This is a genomic window from Sphingobium sp. LMA1-1-1.1 (genome assembly GCF_040676365.1).
Classification (GTDB): Bacteria; Pseudomonadota; Alphaproteobacteria; order Sphingomonadales; family Sphingomonadaceae; genus Sphingobium.
The window spans coordinates 381,247-405,167 of the sequence record NZ_JBEGHS010000045.1 but is presented as its reverse complement, the minus strand read 5'-3'; the positions used below and the strand labels follow the sequence as shown (position 1 = coordinate 405,167).

At 65.7% G+C, this 23,921-nt stretch carries 21 protein-coding genes; 11 read left to right on the top strand and 10 right to left on the bottom strand.

Translation table 11 applies throughout. From position 1 onward, the window contains the following. Nucleotides 1-46 precede the first annotated feature (46 nt). Both gltX and MRBLMA1_RS18770 read right to left on the bottom strand, forming a co-directional pair. A complete protein-coding gene (gltX, locus tag MRBLMA1_RS18775; RefSeq protein ID WP_363738861.1) occupies nt 47-1,375 on the bottom strand; it encodes a glutamate--tRNA ligase in 1,329 nt (442 codons plus the stop codon). Between the two features lie 5 nt (nt 1,376-1,380). Then, a complete protein-coding gene (locus tag MRBLMA1_RS18770; RefSeq protein ID WP_363738859.1) occupies nt 1,381-3,042 on the bottom strand; it encodes an NAD+ synthase in 1,662 nt (553 codons plus the stop codon). 117 nt (nt 3,043-3,159) lie between these two features. Here MRBLMA1_RS18770 and MRBLMA1_RS18765 point away from each other — a divergent pair, with 117 nt between their 5' ends. Further along, entirely contained in the window at nt 3,160-4,095 is a 936-nt protein-coding gene (locus MRBLMA1_RS18765) for a ribose-phosphate pyrophosphokinase (RefSeq protein ID WP_363738857.1), read from the top strand. Between the two features lie 86 nt (nt 4,096-4,181). Here MRBLMA1_RS18765 and MRBLMA1_RS18760 read toward each other — a convergent pair whose 3' ends face one another. Both MRBLMA1_RS18760 and MRBLMA1_RS18755 read right to left on the bottom strand, forming a co-directional pair. Then, complete coding sequence (locus tag MRBLMA1_RS18760; protein WP_133653506.1) at nt 4,182-4,418, bottom strand: hypothetical protein; 237 nt, start codon at nt 4,416-4,418, stop codon at nt 4,182-4,184. Nucleotides 4,419-4,575: 157 nt separating this feature from the next. Further along, on the bottom strand, nt 4,576-5,004 hold the full coding sequence (locus tag MRBLMA1_RS18755) for a VOC family protein (protein WP_363738855.1): 429 nt from the start codon (nt 5,002-5,004) through the stop codon (nt 4,576-4,578). 128 nt (nt 5,005-5,132) lie between these two features. On the opposite strand from MRBLMA1_RS18755, the gene hisN reads away from it, so the two are divergent. After that, entirely contained in the window at nt 5,133-5,918 is a 786-nt protein-coding gene (gene hisN / locus MRBLMA1_RS18750) for a histidinol-phosphatase (RefSeq protein WP_363738854.1), read from the top strand. Nucleotides 5,919-6,069: 151 nt separating this feature from the next. Here the strand turns inward: hisN and mprF are convergent, their stop codons facing one another. Genes mprF through MRBLMA1_RS18730 form a run of 4 tightly spaced genes read right to left on the bottom strand, consistent with a single transcriptional unit; the run spans nt 6,070 to nt 11,406 of the window. After that, a complete protein-coding gene (gene mprF, locus MRBLMA1_RS18745) occupies nt 6,070-8,715 on the bottom strand; it encodes a bifunctional lysylphosphatidylglycerol flippase/synthetase MprF (RefSeq protein ID WP_363738853.1) in 2,646 nt (881 codons plus the stop codon). Then, a complete protein-coding gene (locus MRBLMA1_RS18740) occupies nt 8,712-10,136 on the bottom strand; it encodes a virulence factor family protein (RefSeq protein ID WP_363738851.1) in 1,425 nt (474 codons plus the stop codon). The genes mprF and MRBLMA1_RS18740 overlap by 4 nt, the downstream gene beginning before the upstream one ends. After that, entirely contained in the window at nt 10,133-10,576 is a 444-nt protein-coding gene (locus MRBLMA1_RS18735; protein WP_363738850.1) for a DUF2147 domain-containing protein, read from the bottom strand. The genes MRBLMA1_RS18740 and MRBLMA1_RS18735 overlap by 4 nt, the downstream gene beginning before the upstream one ends. 41 nt (nt 10,577-10,617) lie before the next feature. Continuing rightward, on the bottom strand, nt 10,618-11,406 hold the full coding sequence (locus MRBLMA1_RS18730; protein WP_363738849.1) for an AcvB/VirJ family lysyl-phosphatidylglycerol hydrolase: 789 nt from the start codon (nt 11,404-11,406) through the stop codon (nt 10,618-10,620). A 232-nt stretch (nt 11,407-11,638) separates the two neighbouring features. On the opposite strand from MRBLMA1_RS18730, the gene MRBLMA1_RS18725 reads away from it, so the two are divergent. Genes MRBLMA1_RS18725 through MRBLMA1_RS18715 form a run of 3 tightly spaced genes read left to right on the top strand, consistent with a single transcriptional unit; the run spans nt 11,639 to nt 14,124 of the window. Further along, the gene (locus MRBLMA1_RS18725; protein ID WP_363738847.1) at nt 11,639-12,880 is read left to right on the top strand and encodes a glycosyltransferase family 4 protein; all 1,242 of its coding nucleotides are present in this window, start codon (nt 11,639-11,641) and stop codon (nt 12,878-12,880) included. A gap of 10 nt (nt 12,881-12,890) precedes the next feature. Further along, the gene (locus MRBLMA1_RS18720; RefSeq protein WP_363738846.1) at nt 12,891-13,412 is read left to right on the top strand and encodes a sigma-70 family RNA polymerase sigma factor; all 522 of its coding nucleotides are present in this window, start codon (nt 12,891-12,893) and stop codon (nt 13,410-13,412) included. Then, complete coding sequence (locus tag MRBLMA1_RS18715; RefSeq protein WP_363738844.1) at nt 13,405-14,124, top strand: anti-sigma factor family protein; 720 nt, start codon at nt 13,405-13,407, stop codon at nt 14,122-14,124. The genes MRBLMA1_RS18720 and MRBLMA1_RS18715 overlap by 8 nt, the downstream gene beginning before the upstream one ends. Before the next feature lie 61 nt (nt 14,125-14,185). On the opposite strand, the gene MRBLMA1_RS18710 is transcribed toward MRBLMA1_RS18715, so the two are convergent. Next, on the bottom strand, nt 14,186-14,353 hold the full coding sequence (locus MRBLMA1_RS18710; RefSeq protein WP_363738842.1) for a hypothetical protein: 168 nt from the start codon (nt 14,351-14,353) through the stop codon (nt 14,186-14,188). A 231-nt stretch (nt 14,354-14,584) separates the two neighbouring features. Between MRBLMA1_RS18710 and MRBLMA1_RS18705 the strand changes: the two genes are divergently transcribed. The 6 genes from MRBLMA1_RS18705 (at nt 14,585) to MRBLMA1_RS18680 (ending at nt 22,251) form a co-directional block, all read left to right on the top strand. Then, complete coding sequence (locus tag MRBLMA1_RS18705; protein WP_363738840.1) at nt 14,585-17,908, top strand: glycosyltransferase; 3,324 nt, start codon at nt 14,585-14,587, stop codon at nt 17,906-17,908. A 106-nt stretch (nt 17,909-18,014) separates the two neighbouring features. Next, a complete protein-coding gene (locus tag MRBLMA1_RS18700) occupies nt 18,015-18,302 on the top strand; it encodes a hypothetical protein (RefSeq protein ID WP_363738838.1) in 288 nt (95 codons plus the stop codon). 72 nt (nt 18,303-18,374) lie between these two features. Next, on the top strand, nt 18,375-18,791 hold the full coding sequence (locus MRBLMA1_RS18695) for a PDZ domain-containing protein (RefSeq protein WP_363738837.1): 417 nt from the start codon (nt 18,375-18,377) through the stop codon (nt 18,789-18,791). Beyond that, nucleotides 18,788-19,474 carry a winged helix-turn-helix domain-containing protein gene (locus MRBLMA1_RS18690; protein ID WP_133653517.1) on the top strand — a complete coding sequence of 229 codons (687 nt, stop codon included), beginning with the start codon at nt 18,788-18,790 and terminating at the stop codon, nt 19,472-19,474. Before MRBLMA1_RS18695 ends, MRBLMA1_RS18690 begins: the two co-directional genes overlap by 4 nt. Before the next feature lie 158 nt (nt 19,475-19,632). After that, nucleotides 19,633-20,955: a sensor histidine kinase gene (locus tag MRBLMA1_RS18685; protein ID WP_414714776.1), complete on the top strand. Its 1,323-nt coding sequence runs from the start codon at nt 19,633-19,635 to the stop codon at nt 20,953-20,955. 306 nt (nt 20,956-21,261) lie between these two features. Continuing rightward, nucleotides 21,262-22,251 (top strand): LacI family DNA-binding transcriptional regulator, encoded by a 990-nt coding sequence (locus MRBLMA1_RS18680; protein WP_363738834.1) that lies wholly within the window; start codon nt 21,262-21,264, stop codon nt 22,249-22,251. 131 nt (nt 22,252-22,382) lie between these two features. Here MRBLMA1_RS18680 and MRBLMA1_RS18675 read toward each other — a convergent pair whose 3' ends face one another. After that, nucleotides 22,383-23,819, bottom strand: a complete 1,437-nt coding sequence (locus MRBLMA1_RS18675; protein WP_414714719.1) for a family 16 glycosylhydrolase — start codon at nt 23,817-23,819, stop codon at nt 22,383-22,385. Between the last annotated feature and the right edge of the window lie 102 nt (nt 23,820-23,921).

Sequence of the window (23,921 nt, the reverse complement as noted above, 5' to 3'; positions counted from 1 at the left end):
CCGACGGCGGCCTGGTGGCAAGCCTAGCACCGGCTGAATAGCCCCTTCAGGCCGCCAAACGCGCCAAGGCTTCCTCCCGCCCGATCAACGGCAGCAGCTGGCCCATGTCCGGTCCATGGTCCAGTCCCGTCAACGCGCGGCGCAGCGGCAGGAACAGCGCCTTGCCCTTGCGGCCCGTTTCGGCCTTCAGCGCTTCGGTCAGGGTCCGCCAGACGGCGGCGTCAAAGCTCGCCTCGGCCAGCCGGGCATGCGCAAGGACAAGGAAATCGCGATCTTCGTCCATCGGGGCCGGCGCGTCGATCGGGCCAGTGACGATCCGCCACCAGTCGGCCGCCCCCGCCAACGTTTCCAGATTGGGTCGGATGGCATCCCAGGCCGCCTCGTCCATCCCCTGGGGCAGGCGATCGGCGACGGCGGCATAGGGCAGCAGGTGGACGATCTTCTGATTGAGGGACGCCAATTCCCCTTCATCGAAGCGCGCCGGCGCACGGCCGAAATGAGCGAAGTCGAAGCTGTCGATCAACGGCTGCAGGTCGGTAAAGGGTTCCACCGGCATGGAACTGCCCAGCCGCGCCAGCAGGGAGGCGACGGCCATCGGTTCAAGGCCCACCTCGCGAAAATGCGCGACGCCGAGCGATCCCAGGCGTTTGGAGAGCTTGCCCTCACTGCCCGTCAGCAGCGCTTCATGGGCGAAGGCGGGCAGTGGCGCGCCCAGGGCGGCGAACATCTGGATCTGGGTCGCGGTGTTGGACACATGGTCCTCGCCGCGCAGAACATGGGTGACGCCCATGGCGATGTCGTCGATCACCGACGGGAGCATGTAGAGCCAGCTTCCATCGGCGCGGCGGATCACGGGATCGGACAGCAGCTTCGGGTCGAAGCGCTGGTCGCCGCGGATCAGGTCGGTCCAGGCGATGGGCAGGTCATGGTCCAGCCTGAAGCGCCAATGCGGGCGGCGTCCTTCGGCTTCATAGGCGGCGATCTGGCCGGCGTTGAGCGACAGCGCCGCCCGGTCATAGACCGGCGGGAGGCCGCGGCCCAGCAGCACCTTGCGGCGCAGATCCAGTTCCTGCGCGCTTTCATAGGCCGGATAGACATGGCCCGACGCCTTGAGCGCTTCGAACTTCTCTTCATAGAGGGCGAAGCGGTCGGACTGCCTCTCCTCCCCGTCCCAATGGAGGCCCAGCCAGCTCAGGTCAGCCTTGATGCCGTCGGCATATTCGGGCCGCGAACGCTCAACATCGGTGTCGTCGAGGCGCAGCAGGAACCGGCCGCCATTCTTCCGCGCGAACAGCCAGTTGTGCAGCGCAGCGCGGATATTGCCGACGTGGAGATTGCCGGTGGGGGACGGCGCGAAACGGGTGATGACTGTCATGCGGTTTACAGCGTTCGGAAGGCGTTGGTGATCGGATAGCGGCGGTCGCGGCCGAAATTGCGGATGCCGAGCTTCACGCCGGGCGGCGACTGGCGGCGCTTATATTCCGCGACATAAAGCAGCCGCTCGATACGGGCGATGGTGTCGCGTTCGAATCCGCGAGCGACCAGTTGCTCGGCCGACAGTTCCTCCTCCACCAGGCCATAGAGTATGGGATCCAGCACCTCATAAGGGGGCAGGCTGTCCTCGTCCTTCTGGTTGTCGCGCAGTTCGGCGCTGGGCGGCTTGGTAATGACACGTTCCGGCATGACGGGGCCGATGGGGCCGAACGCCTCGCCCAGCGACGGGACATTCCCGTTCCGCCAGCGGCTCAAGTCGAACACCGTCGTCTTGTAGGCGTCCTTCAACACGGAATAGCCGCCCGCCATGTCGCCATAGATGGTGGCGTAACCGACCGACATCTCGCTCTTGTTGCCGGTGGTGAGCAGCATGTGGCCGAATTTGTTGGACAGGCCCATCAGCGTCACGCCGCGGATGCGGGACTGGATATTTTCTTCCGTCAGGTCGCGCTGGCGACCGTCGAAGACGTCGGCCAGCATGGAATCAAAGGCTGCGACCGCCGGTTCGATCGGAATGCTGTCGTAGCGGACGCCCAGCAGGCGGGCGCATTCGATGGCATCGTCGAGGCTTTCCCGGCTGGTGAAGCGCGAGGGCATCATCACGCACCAGACCCGGTCGGCGCCCAGCGCATCGACCGCGACGGCGGCGGACAAGGCCGAATCAATGCCGCCCGACAGGCCGAGCACCACTCCGGGAAAGCGATTCCTGTTCACATAGTCGCGCAGGCCCAGGACCATGGCGTTGTAGATGTCGGCAGGACGATCATCGAGCACATGGCGCTCACCGGGAAGGCAGACCCACTGGCCATCCCATTTTTCCCATTGCGTCAGGACCAGCGCCTCCTCCCAGTCGGGAAGCTGCTGCGCCAGGCTGAGGTCGCCGTTCATCACGAAGGAGGCGCCGTCGAACACCAGTTCGTCCTGCCCGCCGACGCGGTTCAGATAGACGAGTGGCAGGCCGGTTTCGCGGACCCGCGTGCCGGCGACGGCGTTGATGCGGCGGTCGTCCTTGTCCACCTCGAACGGCGATCCGTTGGGGCTGATCAGGATTTCGGCGCCTTCGGCCCGCAAATGGGCGGTGACGAAGGGGAACCAGATGTCTTCGCAGATCGGGACGCCGATCCGGACGCCCCGGAAATCGATGGGTGCGGGCAACGGGCCGGGCGCAAAAAGGCGCTTTTCGTCGAACGTCCCATAATTGGGCAGCTCCCGCTTCTGCCGAATGGCGGTAACCGCGCCATTTTCCAGCAGGGCGACGACGTTGAACAGGACGCCCTGCGACGCCACGACCGTGCCGACGAGCATGGCCGGGCCGCCATCGGCGGTCGCCTGCGCCAGCCGGTCCAGCTCGTGATTGGCGCGCTCCACCAGCGCCGGCTTCAGCACCAGATCCTCGGGCGGATAGCCGATCAGTTGCAGTTCGGGATAGACGATCAGGTCGGCGCCCATGGCCCGCGCCCGCCATTCCAGCATCGCATCGGCATTGGCGGACAGGTCGCCCACCGATTGCGTCATCTGGGCCAGGGCTATCACGAGTTTGTCGGTCATGCGCGCGGCCCTAGAGCATTTTGCGACGGCGCGCAAAAGCGCCTTTTCAGGACGGGCCTCCGCCGCTAAAGGGGCCGCGTTCCGACAGCGTCACCATTTTGTCACGGGGGTTTGGCCATGAAGCTCATGACCGGCAATTCCAACAAGCCGCTCGCGGCCGCCATCGCCGACTATATCGAGATTCCCCTGACCGACGCCAGCGTCCGCCGCTTCGCCGACGAAGAGGTTTTCGTGGAAATTCATGAGAATGTCCGCGGCGAGGACGTGTTCGTTATCCAGTCGACCAGCTATCCGACGAACGACAATCTGATGGAGCTGCTGATCATGATCGATGCGCTGAAACGCGCATCGGCCAAGCGAATCACGGCGGTCGTCCCCTATTTCGGCTATGCCCGGCAGGACCGGAAGCCCGGCCCGCGCACGCCGATCTCGGCCAAGCTGGTCGCCAATCTCATCACCACGGCGGGCGCCAACCGTGTCCTGTCGGTGGATCTCCACGCCGGACAGATCCAGGGCTTTTTCGATATCCCGACCGACAATCTGTTCGGTGCGCCGGTCATGTCGGCCGACATCCAGGCGCGCTTCGGCGACCGCAACCTGATGGTCGTGTCGCCGGACGTGGGTGGCGTGGTGCGCGCCCGCGCCCTTGCCAAGCGGCTGGATAACGCCCCCCTCGCCATCGTCGACAAGCGCCGCGAGCGCGCCGGCGAATCGGAAGTGATGAACATCATCGGCGACGTGAAGGGGCGCTTCTGCGTACTGATCGACGACATCGTCGATTCGGCGGGGACACTCTGCAATGCGGCGGGCGCGCTCAAGGTGGCAGGGGCCGAGGATGTGGTCGCCTACGTCAGCCATGGCGTGCTGTCAGGCGGCGCGGTGGCTCGGGTCGAGGCGTCGGAACTCAAGGAACTGATCATCACCGACTCGATCCAGGGCACCGATGCGGTCTGCGGCGCCAAGAGCATCCGTCATCTGCCGATCGCACCCCTGCTGGGCGAGGCGATCAAGCGCATCGCGGACGAAAGCTCGGTTTCCAGCCTGTTCGACTGAGATCGTTTCGAAGGACCAAAAAGCCGCCGATGGATCATCGGCGGTTTTTTTGGCCAATTCGCGGAAATCGGGCGGCGCGACTTTGCTCAATTGCGCGGAAACAGCAGCAGCGGCAGGCTGCACACCAGCGCCATGGCCAGGAAGATGCGCTGGCTGAGCGATATGCCCAGCGGCTTGTCGCGCCACAGCCAGGGGCAGGTCAGCAGAGCCAGCATGAACAGGATGTTCGCCAATGCGGGCGAACCGTCGGCCGGCATGTCCTGCCACAGCGCCAGCCCCCCGAACAGGGCCATGAAACTCACAATCCAGCCGACCAGCGCCACCTGCAACTCCTTCAAGACATGTCGAAGGCGTAGGACGGCGCGAAACGGGGGAAGTTTAGGGCGATTTCCAGGCGGCCGGAACCGATCGCTGGTCAGGAAATCGCGGAAAACAAGGAATCTGGAGCCGCGATCTGATTCAATCAGGTCGAACCCCGCCCTATGCGGAATGTGTCCAGGGATCGTAGGTGCCGAAGCTCCAGATATTGCCTTCCGGGTCCAGCGCTTCATAGCCGCGTCCGGGATAGCCGTCATTGTCATGCGGCTCGGTCACCACCACGGCGCCTTCGTTCCGGGCGTGGAGGCAATGGGCGTCGGCATCGGGCACGATCACATAGATGCAGGTGGTGACGCCGCCCAATTCCCTGGGAGTGGTCCAGCGATAGAGCGACTCCGCCTCGCCGTCGCGAGCGCTGCCCAGCATCACCATGCCCTCCCCCAGCACCAGCTGGGCGTGGTGAATGATGTGCGGATCGTCCGCATCCTCATAGCTGGCCTGCACTTCGAAACCGAATGCCTGGCAGAGAAAACGGATGGCGGCGGGCGCATCGGCATAGCGCAGGCCGGGGATGACGGGAGAACCGGGCATCACATCCCTCCTTCAAGGATCGAGGAAGGCCCAACCTATCCTCTTGGCGCGCGCATCGCGACATATGTTTACGCATTTTCCGGCCGTCGACCGTTCCGCCGGGCGACAAAATGCTCTAGGCGGGCAGCATGACGACCCGCGACGACCTGGCCCTTGCCAACCGCCTTGCCGACGCCGCCCGCACGGCGATCCGCCCCTTTTTCCGCGCGCGCTACGACATGGAATTCAAATCCGACCAGTCCCCCGTGACGGAGGCGGACCGGGCGGCGGAAGCGGCGATCCGCGCGATCCTGGAGAAGGAACGGCCGCAGGACGGCATCATCGGGGAGGAATATGGCGCGGTCCGCGAGGAGGCGGAGCGGGTGTGGATTCTCGATCCGATCGACGGCACGCGCAGCTTCATTGCGGGGCGACCGATCTTTGGCACGCTGATCGCGCTGACCCAGGCGGGCTGGCCCACCGTCGGCATCATCGACCAGCCCATCGCCGGCGAGCGTTGGGCCGGGATGATGGGGCAGCCGACGACCTTCAACGGCAAGCCGGTGACGACGCGCCCCTGCCGCGCCCTGGAAGAGGCGATCCTGGCCTCCACCGCGCCGCAACTGTTTCCAGGCTGCACCGGGGAGCATTTTTCCCGGCTGGCGGGACAATGCCGGGACACGGTCTGGGGCGGGGATTGCTATAATTACGGACTGGTCGCGTCCGGCCATGTCGATATCGTGGTCGAAGCGGGCCTCAAATTGCACGACCTGGCCGCGTTGGTGCCGGTGGTCGAGGGCGCGGGCGGTCGCATGTGCGACTGGGCCGGCGAACCCCTGACCCATGACAGCGACGGCCAGGTCATCGCGCTGGGCGATGCCGCGCGCCTCGACGATGTGCTGGAGGCGCTGGCCGAGGGGCACGACCATCATTAGGACGGATCGGCATTCAGCCCTGACGGCCTGCAAATGGCGGCCTTTCGCGCTTCCGGTGCTCACCTACTGGAAGTACGCTGCGCGCCGGGTCACGAAAAACCACCATTTTCGGCTCGTCATCATCTGAATGTCGATCTGTCCTAGCGCCTGATCATTCCATATAGACGACTTCTTCTTCCGCAGCCGGTTGGCGTTGCTCTCTGTCGCGGACGGTGGATAGCCGCCGCCTTGTCCGCGTCGCGGAACTCCCCGGACCGCCGCCCACCAGCTTCTGCAGATCGATCATCGCCCGGGAGAGGGAGATGCCGCGCGGTCCGGCAATGAAGCGCGGTTCCCAGCGCGGGGCATATTTGTCCTTATAGGCGCGCAGCCCCTCAAAACCGTAGAAGCTTTCGCCATGGCGGAAGAAGAAGGCGCCTGCCTTGGCCCAGAAGGGGGAAAGACGACGCGCCTCTATGCCCGACAGCGGCGCTATGCCCAGGGTGAACCAGTCATAGCCCTGCTCTCGTCCCCATTGCATCAGGCGGATGAACAGGAAATCCATCGTGCCATAGGGCATCTCCGCTGCGTGGCGCATCAGGTCGACCGACAGTTCGCGGCGGTTGGCGGTCTCCCAGATATTGGCGAAGGCGACGATGCGTCCTTCCTGCCGGACAAGCGCGCAGTTGCAGGCGGCGATATAGTCCGGGTCGAAACGACCGACGCTGAAGGCCTTTTCGCCATGGCCCTTGGCAGCGAGCCACTGGTCGGAAATCGCCTTCAATTCCGGCAGCAGCGGTGGAACGGCGGATGCGGGCACAATCTCGAACGTCGCCCCTTCGCGCATGGCGCGGCGCTCTGCATAGCGCAGCGGCTTGGCGTCGGCGCCCTCCAGCGTGAAATGATGCAGGTCGACGCGGGCCTCCTCGCCATATTTGACGATGGCGAGGCCCAGGTCGATGGCCAGGGGCAGCGCATCCAGGCTCAGTTGGTAGAGCAGCAGGCGACCCTGTTCGGCATCGGCGCGCTCGCGCAGTTGCCACAGCAGGTCGGGCCATTCCGCCTTGTCACCGACCGGATCGCCCATGACGATCCAGCTATGCCCCTGCACCTGGTACATGACGAACGCCCGTCCGGTGGCGGAGGTCAGGAACAGCTTGTCCCCGGTGGTCGCCAGCAGGGCATCTGTCCGTTCGGCCAGCAGCAGCGCATCGCCGCTGGCCGTGGTTGACGGGTGATCGATCGGTCGCGGTGCGTTCGCGGGACGGAACATGCGCCAGAAGGCGGCACCGACAGCCAGCACAGCGCTGGCAAGGCCCGCGCGCAGGAAGCGGGCGGCGTTGGCGTGCGGGCCGAAATGCCACCACAGGTCGTTCTGGTAATCGACATGCTTGTAGGCGAAGAAGCCGATCCAGATCGACAGGCCGACCGCTACCGCCAGCGTCGCGATCCAGGCAGGGGTCAGCGCCTCCGCCATGAAGCTGGTGCGGCGGTAAAAGGCGCCCCGCGTCCATTGCAGCAGCGCGGCGATTAGGAGCAGCGCACTCGCCTCCTCATAGTCGAGCCCCTTGATCAGCGAGAAGAACGCACCTGCCAGCAGCAAGGCGCGCGTCATCCAGAAAGCCGCATCGAGCCGGCGATAGAGGCCCGAGGCAAGCAGGATCAGCAGCGTGCCGACGATACTGGCGGCAAAATGGGACGCCTCGATAAAGCTGAGCGGCAGCCAGCCGGTCACGATGAGCATGCGCTGCTGGATCGCGGGCAGCGCGCCCGAAATCAGCAGGATCACGCCGCCCACGGCGACCAGCAGCGACAGCATGAGGGGCGCCATGCCCGATGCCGCGGCCTGGGCCCCGCCCAGCACCCGGCCGACGGGATGACGCCAGCCATTGCCTTCATGCAGTGCGATGGCGATGACGCCCAGCAGCAGCGGGATCAGGTAATAGATCAGGCGATAGGCGATCAGCGCGGCCAGCAGGCTGGGCCGGTCCACATCGGGCAGGGTGGCGACGATCACCGCCTCGAATATGCCCAGCCCGCCGGGCACATGGCTGACCAGGGTGACGATGATCGCCAGCGCATAGGCCAGGAACAGCGTGGGATAGAACGTCGGGGCGATGCCGGGCACCAGGATGAAGAGCGCGGCGCTGGCGGCGGCGAGATCGATGCAGGCGACCCCGACCTGGGCGAGCGCCTGCCCCTGCGTCGGCAGGGCGATCCGCCAGCCGAACAGGCGCGGGGCGCGGCCGGGGCGGGCAAGCAGGAACAGGACCGCCACAGCGGCCAGCAGGATCGCCCCGCCCGCCAGCCTCTGCAGCGGCATGCCCACCGCCCCGGCGACGAACCCGATGTCGGCGGGATGAACGAGCATCAAACCGCCCGCCAGCAGGAATACGCCGCCCCAGAAGGACAGGCCGGCAGAGGCGATGATGCGCGCTATGTCCCCGGCCTCCAGCCCGGCGGCGGTGTAGATGCGATAGCGTGCCGATCCGCCGGTCAGCAGCGAAAGGCCGAGATTGTGGCTGAGCGTGTAACTGCAGAAGGACGCCAGAGCGGCCGTCCGCCACGGCAGGGGTCGGCCGACGATGCGCAATGCGACATAATCGTAGAAGGTGAGCGCCACATAGCTGACCGCCGTCAGCGCGAGCGCCGACGCCAGCCGCCAGTCCGGGATCATGTGCACCGCGTGGCGGATGTCCTTCAGCCGCACTTCCGCCAAGAGGCCGTGCAGCGCCGCCAGTCCGATCGCCGCCACCGCCAGCATGGCGACCACCATGAGCGATCCCTTCCACGCCCTGATCCGGTCGAGCGCGATCATATCGCCAGCCCCTGCAGCATGTGGCTCACCAGCAGCGGAGCGTTGCGATCGAAATGATGGCCGCCGGGCACCACCACCATCTGCGCCAGTCCGGCGGGGATGGAGGGGCAGGCGCTGTCATTCTCCAGCGTTCCGCGCACGCACAGCATGGGCACGCCGCGCAGCCGCTCTATGGCGGGGATGGTCGGATATTGGTTATCCGAAACCATGTTCAGCCAACTGCTCAGATGGAACTGGAAATCGGCGGTGGGACTGAGCCCCATCAAGGACAGGCGCTGCACCTGGGCGCGCTGGGCCGCGGGCAGGCCACCGACGATATAGGGCAGCACGTCCGCGCCGAAGCTGTATCCGACCAGCAGGATGCGGGGCCGGTGCCAGTGACGCGAATAGCCCCGGATGATCGCGCTCAGGTCATGGGCAGCCCCCTGGGGCGTGCGCTGGCTCCAGAAATAGGACAGGCTGTCGACGCCGACGACCGGGATGCCACCACGGGCGAGCTGGCCCGCGACGTCCTTGTCCAGCCCGACCCAGCCGCCGTCGCCCGAATAAAGGACCGCCATCATGTCTGTCCTGGGCGCGGCGGCATCGGCGACGATATTGAGCGGCAACCCGCTGGGCAAAGCCGCGTCGACGGGCTGCGCGGCAAGGAACGGCCGAATGCGGGAGAGCAGGGCGAGTTCCCCCTGCCCCTTTGCCGCCGTTACCAGCGTGCCGCTGCCGGTGTGGGCAACGAACCGGCGCAGCGCCGGACTCGCATGGACTTCGGCCAGGGCAATCCAGGGTGAGGGCAAGCGGCGGCTGGGCGCGAAGGCGAAGCCACGGCCCTGGCGCATCATCGCGGCCTTCAGGCTGCCGGACCGGCACCAGGATCCTCCGCCGTTCAGAAGGGGCGTGAAATCCTGCGACAATACCGCCTTGTACGCGCCATCGGGTCCGGCGGCCAGCGTCGCATAGGCCAGGGCCGCCCCCTCGTCACGGCCGATCAGGATCGGCTTGTCGTACATGGGCAGGGCCAGCCGGTGCTGCAGGTCGCGAGCCAGCGCGATGATCCCGTAATTGGGATTGATGCAGCGGTGGGACGCCTGCAACATCTGGAGGAAGGACGGTGTCGAAATCCCCGCTACCAGCGCGCCGCGTGCCGACAGGGCGCGGGCGACGTCAGCGCTTTCATCGTCCCAGCCGTCGCTGCCCGACAGCGACAGCACGACTCCGCTGGGCACGCCCGCCGGCCGATAGACCATGATCCGGCCCATGGGAGGGAGATCATATTGGCTTTCCACCACCGGCCCTGCCGCGCCCGGCAGCGGATCGGCCGCCGCCCGGGCCGGATTGGCGGCGTTGGAGGTCGACAGAAGCAATGCCGCCGCCGCCAGGAAAGCGGATACGAGCCAGAGACGGGCGCGGCGAACGGCGATCATCATTGCACCGGCAACCGTTCAATCCTGGTCCAGAGCTGCGACTTGCAGATGAGGCCACCCAATATGCAGCCCTTGACCCGCAACTGACCCGGTGAAAGCAGGCTGATTTCCGAACTGAAACGACGTCCCAGATCGGGGACGAACACGGTACCGCGCCATTGGCCCTCGCCCTCGGCGCGATAATCCTCCAGCAATTCGGTGCCGACCAGCCGAGCGGTGCCGCCGTCGCGCGCGTCGGCCTGCGCCTCGCGGTCGGCCCAGACGATCCAGCCGCACAGCCGGTCCCCGCAGGCGCCGGTGCGCACGGCCACATTGTTGTGCGGGCTGAGCCACATGCCTTCAGGCGGCGGAGCAAGGATGTGGGCAGCGGACACCGGCGCAGCCGACAGGGGCGCGGCCGCCGCCAGAAATGCCATCAATGCCCAAAGCCTCCCCACCCTCATATGCCCTCTCCTTTCCCGATCAATCACCGTCCTAGGCGCATTCAGATTGCGGGAGGCTCTGCGCTGCCTGAACTTTTGGCAATGTTCGGCGGCGCGGCAGGCAAGGCACGCAGCAGGGTTTCCGCCACCCGCTGCGAATCATCGTCCAGGAAATGGCCGCCGGGCAGGCCGATGACGCGCACATTGGACTGGCGCCAGCCGGGGCAGAGGCTCCCGCTTTCCTCGATGCCGTGGATGCACAGTACCGGGGCCCAATCCAGTGCCCGGGCGACGGGAGTAGCCGGGCCGTCGTCGCCGAAGTCGAACACGCCGCCCGGCGTGGCGCGAAACAGCATGGTGTCGGCCGGGACGATCAGCACGACCATGGCGACGCGGGACCGCAACCGGGGCGGCAGGCGCTCCAGCCCGGCGAGCAATATATTGGCGCCGAAGGATTGCCCGGCCAGCACCAGCCTGCGCGCGCCCGGCAGCGAGAGGGCGCGGCGTGCCGCCTGCTCCACCAGAGCCGCACTTTCCTGCAGCGAGCGGCGGCGGGCAAAGGCTGTCAGCGAATTGACCCCGATCACCGGAACGCCCTGTCGCGCCACATGGCCGGCGATGACCGGCCCCATGCCCGTATTGAATCCCATGTCACCGGAGAAGAAGACCGCGACCGTACCATCCTGCCGGGGCGATTGTGCCGGAAGGACGGTGAAGAGCTGCCCGTCGGGATAGCCCAGATAACGGCAATAGGCCGCGCCCGCGACGGCGAGGACGGCAATCACCGCCAGGGCCAGACAAACCCGTCGCCGGGGCCGCCCTGCCCCACCATGGCGGCGCTGTTTCAGCATTTATCGCCCCCTGGGACAGAACGGACCATGGCAAGGGATGGATGCTGAAATCCGGTCAGCATGAGCAAGGGCGAACATGGAGTCACCCACCCAGCCTAGAGCGATTTCCAGCCGATCGGAACTGATCGCCGGTCAGGAAGTCGCGGAAAATGAAAACAGTCGAGCCGGTCATCTTCCTGCAAAAGCCCGACTGCCCATGGAATAGTCAGATGATGCCGGGCGTATATCGGCGATGGACAATGCCGCCGATCTTCGTTCCCGTTCGATACGCTTGCCCACATCCGGCCTCGCGCTGACGAAGGCGTTGCGCCGTCCGCTGCGGGTCGCCCTGTTTTCCGGCAATTATGATTGCGTGCGGGACGGCGCCAATCAGGCGCTCAACCGGCTTGTCGCCTATCTGCTCCACCGCCTGCGGGCAAAGGTCCGGATCTATTCGCCGACGGCGCCACGCAAAGCATTCGAATCGGTGGGGGACGTGCGCTCCGTCCGTTCGATCAGCATCCCCGGGCGTCCCGAATATCGCGTCGCGCTGGGCTTCCCCCGCGCCGTCAGGGAGGATTTCGAGGCATTCGCACCCGACATCGTGCATCTTTCCGCCCCCGACCTGCTGGGACGGCAGGCACAGAAACATGCGCGCGCGCTCGGCATCCCGGTCGTCGCGAGCCTGCATACCCGCTTCGAAACCTATCTCGATTATTATCGCCTGTCTTTCCTGCGCGGGCCGGTGGAGCGCTATCTGGATCGCTTTTATGACGATTGCGATCGCATCCTTTGTCCGACGCAGCCAATCGCCCAGGACATGGCGGCGCGCTTCGGTACGGAACGGGTGACGATCTGGGGACGGGGCATCGACCCGGACTGTTTCCGCCCCACGCTGCGCGACGAGGGCCTCCGCGCGCGCCTCGGCCACGCGCCCGGCGATGCGGTGCCGCTGTTCTTCGGGCGGCTGGTGATGGAAAAGGGGCTTGCCGTCTTCGCCCGGACGATCGCGGCTGTCCGTGCCGAGGGCCTGGCGGTGCGCCCGCTGATCGTCGGCGAAGGCCCGGCGCGGAACTGGCTGGCGGAACATCTGCCCAATGCCACCTTCATGGGCCATTTGTCGGGTGAAGAACTGGGCCGGGCCGTTGCCAGCGCCGACATATTGATCAACCCTTCGGTCACGGAGGCATTCGGCAATGTCAATCTGGAGGCGATGGCATCCGGCCTAGCCATCGTGTCCGCCGATGTGCCCAGCGCATCGACCATGATCGCCCATGGCCGCACCGGGCTGCTGGTGCCGCCGGCGGATGTCGGGGCCTATGCGGCGGCGGTGGCGGACCTTGTTCGCCGACCCCGTCGCCGCGCTGCGCTGGGTGCCGCGGCGGCCGCTGCGGCGGCGTGCTTCACCTGGGACGACGTGCTCGACGATGTGGCGCGCTGCTATGGCGCACTGGTGCACGTCCCGCTTGCAACGCCGACGGCGCGGGCCGCATGATAGGGCCGAGATGAACGAGGGCTCCGACATCAGGGATGATCTGGTCGCGATGCGGCGCTATGCCCGCTCGCTGACCCGCGACGATCAGGATGCCGACGACGTCGTGCAGGACGCCATCGTCCGCGCCATAGAGCGCCAGGAAACGTTCCAGCCCGACCGCAACCGCCGCCGCTGGCTGCTGGCGATCGTCCATAATGTCTTCTTCTCGTCGAAACGGCGCGAGGCGTCCGAGGCTCGGCGCAACGACCGCTTTGCCGAAACGCTGGTCGACCGGCTGGAGCCCGGGCAGGAGGAGCATGCCCGGCTTGTCCAGATCGCACGGCAGTTCGCCGCTTTGCCCGAACATCAGCGCGCCGTGCTTCATCTGACCGCTATCGAGGGCTTCAGCTACCAGCAGGCAGCAGAGGCTCTGGAAGTGCCCGTGGGCACGGTGATGTCAAGGCTGGCGCGTGCGCGCGCCGCGCTCAGGGAAAAGGAAGAGGGGCAGCAGGGAGCGGCTGGCCTCCGGTTGATAGGAGGAAGCGATGACTGATCGTCCGACCGATATGGAGATCGACGCCTATATCGACGGTGAACTGGATGTGGAGCGACGCTTTGTCGTGGAAACCCATCTTTCGCACCAACCCGACCTTGCAGCGCGCGTGATGGGCGATCTCAGCATCCGTAGCGCGCTGCGGATGCTGACACATGACCGGCGGCCGGTGCCCGCCCGCCTGGCGGACATGGCAGGACGGCTTACGCGGCCGCAGAAAAGCCGCTGGCGCGGCCTGATGCCGGCGGGCCTCGCCACCTCTGGCCTGGCAGCAGCGCTTGCCGTGTGGGTATCGGGGATCGAACGCCCCCCATCCTATGTCAACTATGCCGTCGCCTCGCACCGGATCGCCATGCTGCGCGCCGATATGCGTTCGCAGATCGAAGCCCCCCGCTTCGACGCGCGGGAAGTGGCGCGCAACACCCGCATCGCCATGCCCCAATTGCCCGATGACTGGCATGTCACCGACGTCCAGCTTTTCCCGACCGACAAGACGCCCGCCCTGCTGATGGCGGTGCGCACTGAAACGGGACATAGGATGACGATCTTCGCCGTGCATCAGAAGACCGCCGCGCCCGAGCATCCCGATGCGGTGCGGGAGGGCGAACAGTCCGTGGCCTATTGGCGGCGCGGCGACATGTCCTACGCCCTTACCGGAGACCAGGAACCGGGCTTTATGGACGCGACGGCGGAGGCGCTGACGCGGATCTGAGGGGCAGCTTTCCGCTGCGATGAGGGACGCCGCGCGGACGGCAGCAAGCCCGCAGCCATTGTCACCGCAATTCCAGCGAGGGTTCCATCCGTTCGCTTTTCTCGGTCGATGGCGCCAGGGCTTCGGGGCCGCGGTCCAGCAGCACGCGGTCGGGCTCCCGCAACAATTCGCGCTTCATGGCGTCACTCCAGCGACCCCAGTGCCGACCGATTGCAGAGCGCCATTCCATATTTCTTCTCCTGCGAATCGAGACGCGGTCTTATCTAGTGTTCAGATAGAGATTTGTCTTTCAAGCTTTGCTGATCATCGGGGTAGAAAAGCTTGGCCGGGCGTGCCGCGACGCGTGCCCGCATCCCCGCATCCCTGAGAGGATTCATGACCAATAGTTCATGAGCGGCTCATTGGCCCGGCATGACCCACCGCGTAAAGGCGGTCCCGAAACAGGGCGACAGCGCGAACCATGAGCAGACCAATCTTCTTCGATCCCACCGGCCGCCGGGGGCTTTGGGCGCGGCGCCTGCTGGCGGGCGCATTGCTGTTTATCCTGCTGGGCGCGATCGCCTTCGCCACCACGCTGGTCGCCGTCCCGTCGGAAGGTGACCTTGCGTTGCCCCTGCCCCAGCCGCATGCGGCGCGCCTGTCGGGCATATCGTCGCTGCGGCACGATATCGCCAAATGGCTGCCGCATTGGGGCAAGCGTCACGTGCAGGCCCGGCCGCTCAACATCGGCTTCTACATGCCCGGCGACGAAGGCAGCATCGCGTCGCTGCGCCGCCATGTCGCACAGCTCGACTGGGTGGTGCCGGCGCTGGTCACCATATCGGGTTCCGGCCAGCCCATCCACGTCGCCAGCGACCCCGCGTTCGACCGCATGATCGCCGCCATGCCCCGGCCGCCCAAAGTGCTGCCCATGGTGCAGAATATCGGCAGCGAAAGCTGGGACGGCGCGGGTGCGGCGCGGCTGTTGCGCGATCCGGCTGCGTCGCAGGCACTCGCCCGGCAGCTAGGCGGCTTTGTTGCCCGCAACCATGAGGCGGGGCTGGTCATGGACCTGGAATCGCTGCCGGGCAATGCCATGCCCGGCTATCTGCGCTTCCTCCAATTGCTGCGCGCGGCCATGCCGCATGGCACGCAGATCGCGCTGACCGTGCCCGCGGGCGAACAGGGCTGGCCGCTTGCCCGCTTCGCCGCTGTGGCCGACCGGGTGATCCTGATGGATTACGATCAGCATTGGCAGGGTGGCGAGCCGGGCCCCATCGCCGCGCAAGGATGGTTCGCGCGGGAAGCCGAGACCGCCTTGCGTGAAATCGGCGCGGACCATATCGTCGTCGCGCTGGGCAGCTATGCCTATGACTGGCATGGCGGCACCGCCGATGCCCTGTCGCTGGACGAAGCGTGGCTGGCCGCGCATGACAGCGACGCCCGTCCGCTTTACGACGCCGCGAGCGGCAATGCCGGCTTTGCCTATGACGAGGCCGGGCAGCGCCACCAGATCTGGATGCTGGACGCCGCCGCGAGCTGGAACGAGCTGTTGGTGCTGAAGCGGCTGGGCATCCAGAGCGTCGCGCTCTGGCGGCTGGGCAGCGAAGACCCTGGCATCTGGTCGGACCTGACCGCCTGGCGCAACGGCGGCCGCCCGAAGCTGGACGTGATGGCGAGCACGCTGGATACGGATGTCGAGGGCTCCGGGGAGATATTGCGGATCACCGCCACGCCCACGCAGGGCCATCGCGCCATCACCTTCGGGCAGCAGGGAACGATCGCGCAGGAAATCTATGAAACGATGCCGACGCCCTATCAGGTGCAGCGTACCGGTGCGCAGGACCCCAAGAAGCTGGCCCTCACCTTCGACGACGGGCCGGACGCGGAATGGACGCCCAAAATATTGAACGTGCTGGAACAGACCCACACGCCAGCGACCTTCTTCGTGATCGGGGAAAATGCGCTGGAGCATCCGGGCCTGCTGGAGCGGATCGTTGCCGACGGGGACGAGATCGGCAATCACACCTATGACCATCCCAATCTCGCCACATGGTCCGAAGAGCCGACCCGGCTGCAGCTCAACGCCACCCAACGGCTGGTGCAGGCCTATACCGGGCGCAGCACGCGGCTGTTCCGTGCACCCTATTTCGGGGACGCGGAACCGACCACCGCGGACGAACTGGGGCCCGCGCTGACGGCGCAGAAGCTGGGCTATACGGTGGTTGGGCTGCACGTTGACCCCAATGACTGGCAGCGTCCCGGCGCCGATGCCATCGTGCAGCAGGTGATCGATCAGGTGCATGCGGCCGACAGCGAGCGGTCGGCGAACATCGTGCTGCTGCACGATGGCGGCGGCGAACGGTCGCAGACGGTGGCCGCGCTTCCCCGCATCATCGCGCAGCTGAGGGCCGAGGGCTATCGCTTCGTGCCGGTGTCCCAACTTGCCGGGCTGCCGCAGAATGCCGCCATGCCGCCGGTCAAGGCCAGCGACCTGCTGGCAGTGCGGGTCGATGTCGCCGCATTCGTGGTGCTGGCGACACTTTCCGCGCTGCTCGGCTGGATCTTCTACGTCGCCATCTCCCTGGGGCTGGCGCGGGCGGTGTTGATGACGCTGCTCGCCTGGTTCCAGGCGCGGCGGGGGCGGCCGACGCCACCGGATCATCAGCCGACCGTCTCCGTCATCATCCCCGCCTATAATGAGGCGCGGGTGATCGAAGAATCGGTGCGCCGCGTGCTGGCCAGCGACTATCCGGGCCTTCAGCTGATCGTCGCCGACGACGGGTCGAAGGACGCAACCAGCGCCATTGTTGCAGAGGCCTTCGCCAACGATCCGCGCGTCACGCTGCTGACGCTGCAGAATGGCGGCAAGGCGGCGGCGCTCAACCGCGCGCTGCAGGAGGCGACCGGAGAAGTCGTCATCGCGCTGGACGCCGACACGCAGTTCGAGCCGGCGACGATCCGCCGCCTTGCCCGCTGGTTCGCCGACCCCGCACTGGGCGCGGTGGCGGGCGACGCGCGGGTGGGCAATCGCGTGAACCTCGTCACCCGCTGGCAGGCGGTGGAATATATCACCGCGCAGAATCTGGAACGGCGTGCGCTGGCCGGCTTCGACGCGATAACGGTGGTGCCGGGCGCGGTCGGCGCTTGGCGCCGCGCGGCGCTGGACGCCGTTGGAGGCTATCCGGAAAACACGCTGGCAGAGGACCAGGATCTCACCATCGCGATCCAGCGCGCAGGCTGGCGCGTCACCTATGATCCCGAAGCGGTCGCATGGACCGAGGCGCCCGAAAGCTTCAGGACGCTGGCCAAGCAGCGCTATCGCTGGGCCTTCGGCACGCTGCAATGCCTGTGGAAGCATCGCCGCATCCTGCGCGATAGGAAGCCCACCGGCCTTGCCCTGGTCGGCCTGCCCCAGGCCTGGCTGTTCCAGATATTGTTCGCGGCCATTTCGCCCCTGATCGACCTGGCGCTCATCACCTCCATCATCGGCACGCTGGTCCGCGTGCACCAGCATGGCTGGGCGCAGACCAGCAACGATGTGTGGACGATGGGCGTCTACTGGCTGGCCTTCACCGGCATCGACGTCCTCTGCGGCTGGGTGGCCTATGCGCTCGACAATCACGACGTGCGCTATCCGCCGCACCTGCTGGTGGCGCAGCGCTTCGTCTACCGCCAGATCATGTACTGGGTCGTGGTGCGGGCGATCGCGTCGGCCATTGGCGGCTGGGTGGTCGGCTGGGGCAAGCTGGAGCGGACAGGCCGGGTCGCCGTCACCCAGCCAGGCATTCCGTCCGGGGCATGAACAAAGCTTAACATGACTTGGCAGCGCACCCGCTTCATCCTTCAATCGGCGGCGGAGATCCCGTCAGGACGGGCAAAGCGCCGCCAGCAAGTGAAGGAGATGATCCATGAAATACCTGATCTTCCCTCTCGTCGCTTTGGGCATGGGCACAGCCGCCATGGCGCAGGCGCCCAGCACCCCGCCCAGTTCCTACCCCCCCTGCTCCAAGACCGTGACCGACGAATGCACCAGCTCGTCGGGCGAAATGATGCACCATGCCGCACGCCCGGCCGCCCATCACAAGGCAGCACACCACAAGGCCGCGGCACATCACAAGGTCGCCGCACGGCATCACAGGACAGCGCATGCCGCCAAGCCCGCAGCCGAAGGCACGCCGGCGCCGAAACCCTCCTGATGCCGGCACGGCCGGGGAAGGATGGGACGCCGCCATCCTTCCCCGGCGCGACGGGGATGGGGGAGTAGGCGGATGACGAAGCGACCGATCGACAGGAACGCGACCGGCCTGCTGCTGGCCGGACTGGCGCTGTGCGCGCTGCTCATGAGCGGCGCCTTCTTCATGCATGTCCGCCGCGTCACGGACGGCCATATCGAAGCGGCGGCGGCCAAGGCCCGCGCGCTGCCCGGCATCACCCTGACCGACGGAAGCTGGCCCGACGGTCGCCCGGCGGTCGTCGTCACCAGCATGGAAACGGACGGGGAAGCCGCGCGCCTGGGCATCAGCGTCGGCGACGACGTGGTCAGCCTGAACGGCACGCCGATAAGCTCGCTGGATCAAGCCAGCACCTATCTGTTACATCATTCCCAGCCAAGGATAGCGCTGGGGCTGAAACATGCGGATCATATGCGCGTGGTGATGCTGGACCGGCCGGAAAGGGAGCAATGAGCCACAAGATTCTGGTGGTCGAGGACGATGCAGCCACCGCCGCCTACGTCGCCAAGGGCATGGGCGAGGCAGGCTTCACCGTCGACCGGGCGGACAATGGCCGGGACGGCCTGTTCCTGGCGAGCGACGGCAGCTATGGCGCGATCATCCTGGACAGGATGATGCCGGCGATGGACGGGATGGCGATGCTGAAGGCCCTGCGCGCGGCGGAGATCGAGACGCCGGTCATCATCCTTTCCGCGCTGGGAACGCCGGAGGACCGGGTAGAGGGGCTGACCAGCGGCGCGGACGATTATCTGGTGAAGCCCTTCGCCTTTGCCGAACTGATGGCGCGGGTGCAGTTGCTGCTGCGGCGGAGCGGCGGCAGCAGCGCGGTCGTCACCAGCCTGCGGCACGCGGATCTGGAAATGGATTTGCTTTCCCGGCGGGTGAAGCGGGGGTCGCGGAATATCGACCTGCAACCGCGCGAATTCCGCCTGCTGGAATATTTTCTGCGCCATCCCGACCAGGTGGTGACGCGCACCATGCTGCTGGAAGGCGTATGGGACTATCATTTCGATCCGGGCACCAACGTCATCGACGTGCATGTCAGCCGCCTGCGCCGCAAGCTGGACGAAGGCGGGGACAAGCCGCTGCTGCACACGGTGCGCGGCATGGGATACCGGCTGGGGCCGGAGGGCTGAGGGCGGGCGGAAAGCAGGGTGGTCTCAAGCTCAAGATCACCTACTTCGCCCTCCCCCCTTCCGGAACTTGACCAGCGGCTGAGGAGGCCCCGACCATCCCTGGAAACCATCCTTCCCGTCGTTGGTTCGGTTTTGTCCGATCGACCATCGGGCGGTTCGTGGGTCTGGCCTTTCTCTGCCAGTTCCTGGTGACCGGCGGCGTGCTGCTGTTCGTGCAGCAGGCAAGCCAGCGTACCGTCGTCGCCGCCGATCGTCAGGCGGCGGAGGATGCCCGCGACGACCTGCTTGCGCTCCATCGCAGCGGAGGGACCGCCGCCCTGCGCGCGGAGATCGCCCGACGTTTCCGCGCGGTCGAGGGGGAGCGCGCCGTGCTGCTGCTGACAGATCCGTCAGGCCGCCCCGTCAGCGGCAATCTGGGCGCTTGGCCTGCCGGACTGGCCGCTGACGGACGCTGGCAGATCATCTCGCTCTACCGCGTCGGCCGCGACGAGCCCGAGCCGATGGGCGTCATCCCGATAAGGTTGAAGGACAACACTCAATTGCTGGTCGGCATGGTGGTTTCCAACAGCCTGCAACTTACCCGCATCTATGAGGAGGCGCTGACCGCCGCCTTTGCAATAAGCCTGGTCCTGGCGCTGGGCAGCGCGATCATGCTGGGCCGCATCCTGGCGCGGCAGGTTTCGGACATCGCGGAAACCGCCAATGACGTGGCTGTCGGCGCGCTCGACCGGCGTGTGCCGACCGACGGCAGCGGCGACGCCTTCGACCGCCTGGGCCAGTCGATCAACGCCATGCTGGAGCGGATCGACGCCCTGGTGACGCAGTTGCGCATGATGACCGACGGCCTCGCCCACGACCTCAAATCCCCGGTGACGCGCCTGATTTCCGTTGTCGAGCAAGCCAGCGCCCAAACCGCCGACGACACCGCGCTCGACGCACTGGAAAAGGTGCATCATGAGGCGCAGACGCTGCGATCCATGCTCACCACGGCGCTGCTGATCAGCCGGACCGAAGCGGGATTCGGCGGCGACCAGCGGCGCGATACCGACGTCATGGAACTGCTGCGCGATGTGGGCGAGATCTACGGCCCGCTGGTGGAGGACAGCGGCTTTGCGCTGACGATCGCGGCCGCCGATCCGCTAGTCTTTCCGCTCCATCGCGAACTGGTGAGCCAGTCGCTCGCCAATCTGATCGAAAATGCGCTCTATTATGCTGAGGGGGGCGATCGCATAGAAATCAGCGCGGCGATCGACAATGGCGATCTGCTGATCACCGTGGCCGACAACGGTCGGGGGATTCCGGCAGAGAGCCGGGCCGCCGCCCTGAAGCGCTTCGGACGGCTCGATCCGGCGCGCGGCAAACCGGGATCGGGACTGGGCCTGTCGCTGGTCGAAGCGGTGGGGCGGCTGCACAACGGCATGGTGACGCTGGCTGATAATGGGCCCGGACTGAAGATCCTGCTGACCTTGCGGCGACCCTGAAAAGCGCATCCCGGGCAACGATCAGGGCGTGCAGTTCCACCGACCGCTGCCCAGGATGGTATCCGTTGTCGTGCTTGGAGAGTATGACAACGTTGTCCAATCGATGTAGACCCCTGTGGCTGCCAGATCAAGGGCATTTTTTCGTGACAATCCCTGCAGGAGTGCGCCCGGCCCGCCTGGCAGCAACGGTGGCTTCGCAAGAGGAACCTCGGCCCGCGGACAAACCGGGTAAACGCTGTTCCATCCCCCGGCCTTCCATGGCAAGAGCGGTGCCATGACGGCCCTTTTTCCCATTCAGTACTGCTGATGTCCAACATTCACGACGTTGCGGCCCTGGCCGGCGTATCCATCAAGTCCGTTTCGCGCGTGGTCAACAAGGCGCCCAATGTGAGCGAGGAACTGCGCGAACGGGTGACGACGGCGATCCGCCAGCTTGGCTATCGGCCCAACCAGTCGGCGCGGCGGCTGGCCGGCGGGCGGTCTTTCATGATCGCCTTCCTCTACAACAATCCCGCCCCTTCCTATAACAGCGGCATTCAGTCCGGCGCGGCGAACCGATGCCGGGACATGGGCTATCATCTGGTGGTCGAACCCATGCCGCTGTCGGGGGAGGAGCGCTTTGCCATTCTCGACCGGCTGGTGGCGGCGCTGCGGCCAGATGGCGTCTTCCTGGTGCCACCCCTGTCCGATGATGCGCAGTTGCTCCAGCGCCTGTCCGAACTGAAGCTGCCCTGCGCCCGCATCGCCGGCTCAGTGATGGCGGAGAGCTTCAACATCCCGACGCCGGAGCGCGCGGGGGGACGGATGGTCGCGGATCATCTGATCGGCCTTGGCCATCGCCGCATCGGCGTGATCACTCCGCCCGCCAGCCACAAGGCGGCGATGCAACGCGTCGAGGGTTTTCGCGACGGCATGGCCGCGGCGAAGCTGCCGCTCGATCCGCTGCTGTTTGTGGAGGGCGCCTTCGATTTCGAGTCCGGCATCAGCGCAGGCACGCATTTGCTGACCCAGGACCAGCGTCCCACCGCCATCTTCGCGACCAATGACGACATGGCGCTTGGCACCCTGACCGTCGCGCATCGGATGAAACTGCGCGTGCCGGAGGATCTGTCAGTGGTCGGCTTCGACGATACGCCCGCCGGCCTCACGGCCTGGCCGCCGCTCACCACCGTCAGCCAGCCGCTTGAGGAGATGGGCCGTGCCATGATCGACGCCCTGGCTGGAAGCGCCGATGATGCGCCGCATTTCACTTTCGACCTGGTGCAGCGCGACAGTTCCGGCCCGGCGCCCGCGTGACGGTTTGACGGCTCATCCCCGACCATGAAATGATCAGGATGATCAGCTGGGATGGCGCTGAAAAACGGGCCGGATCGCCCCGGCGATAGCGCAAACGCGACCCTTCCGATCCGGCACCCTGCCTCATCGCGTCAATTGGAATAGATTTTGATATCCTTGACGATCATATCACCCGAGCCATCGGCATAATCGCCATTGGTCTTTACAGCGACATCCATGATCGGATACCAGCGGAAGCCGGCGAACGGATTGACCGCCTGATAGGTTTCCTTGCCATCGATGAACCAGGTTATGTAGTCGGGCTGGATATCCACGGCAAAGCTGTGAAAACCCTTGGTGAACCCGCCGATGCCGTAGACCTCGTCGCTGTTCATGAATATGCCCTCCTGGAAGGTGCGGGTGATATTGGCGCCGCCATGCAGGGTGTTGGCGGTATAACGGTCGAAATCCCACCAACTCTCGAAGCCGAACCCCTCGTAGATATCGATCTCCGGCGGCCAACCGGCCGTGGAGATGAGCCAGAAAGCCGGCCATGACCCGCGCCGGTCGGGCATTTTGGCAGTGAATTCATATTGGCCATAGCCGATCTGGACTGGCCTGGTGTTGTGGCCGCTGAGGACGACCGAGCCGTAAACATAGGGGACGCCGTCCCACTCCAGCGGCTGTTTCAGTTTCTGGGTGTGCATGACAAGCCCTTCATCCGTGTAGCGCAGCGGCGCCTCGATCCCGGCATCACGATATACCCAGCCATCGAGATAAATGCCGGTTTCCTGGTTGCCCGGCTGCGAGCGGCCGTTGGGCAATTTGGTGGACCAGGCCTTGTCATGGCCTGCATCGGACCACTTCAATGTGTCCCGGCTCATCCGCCACTGAAGCGTGCCGCTTGGGCTGAAGGTTCGGGGTTCCCGGCCTTCTGTCTGCGCCGGCGTTGCTTCCTTCTGAAAGTCGCACTGCACATAGGCGCGGTCGGTGCCCATCATCCCGCCCCAGGGTGCCTCAACGAACCGGACGATGAAATCAGCCCCAGGGATCCCAAGGATGATCGGCACCTCCACCGTCTTGGTAAGCGGATCGCCCGGGCGGAAGATGACGGATTTATAGATGGGTTGGTAATTGATTCCGGCAACGCCTCTCACCAGACCGGTCCCATCCTCTGTCATGACCCTGGCAATCACGGTGTTCGGGGTGGGCCGGTCCAGGCTGATCGGAACATATGCTATGGTGGACCCGGGCCGATAGGTGGCTGGCCCGACGGATGCTGTGGCTCTTTCCGGATATCGAGTGCCATTGGCGAAGTCGAAACTGGCAAAATCCCCGGCATCCATCGACAGGGAGGAAGCAGCCGCCAACTGCTGCATGGATGCATCGTCTATGGCGGAGCGCATGAATGCCAATGTGCTGAACGCGTCGTCCGAAGCATGACGGCCATCTGTCGCCGCGAGCCGCGCTGTTCCACCTGAACGTTGAAAATTGACATTTGAGGTCAGACCCCAAGCGCTGACACAAACCACAAAAAGACATGCGAACAAAGCGCTCGAAAGCGAGCGCGAGAACGATGATTTTTTCATGATGCAACCCCCGTTGCTTTTTAGGCCGATTGGCCTTTTGTCCGCTCCTCCTTCAAGGGCAGATAGTCTCCGGCAATGTAGCCGTTCGAGTCTATCACATTG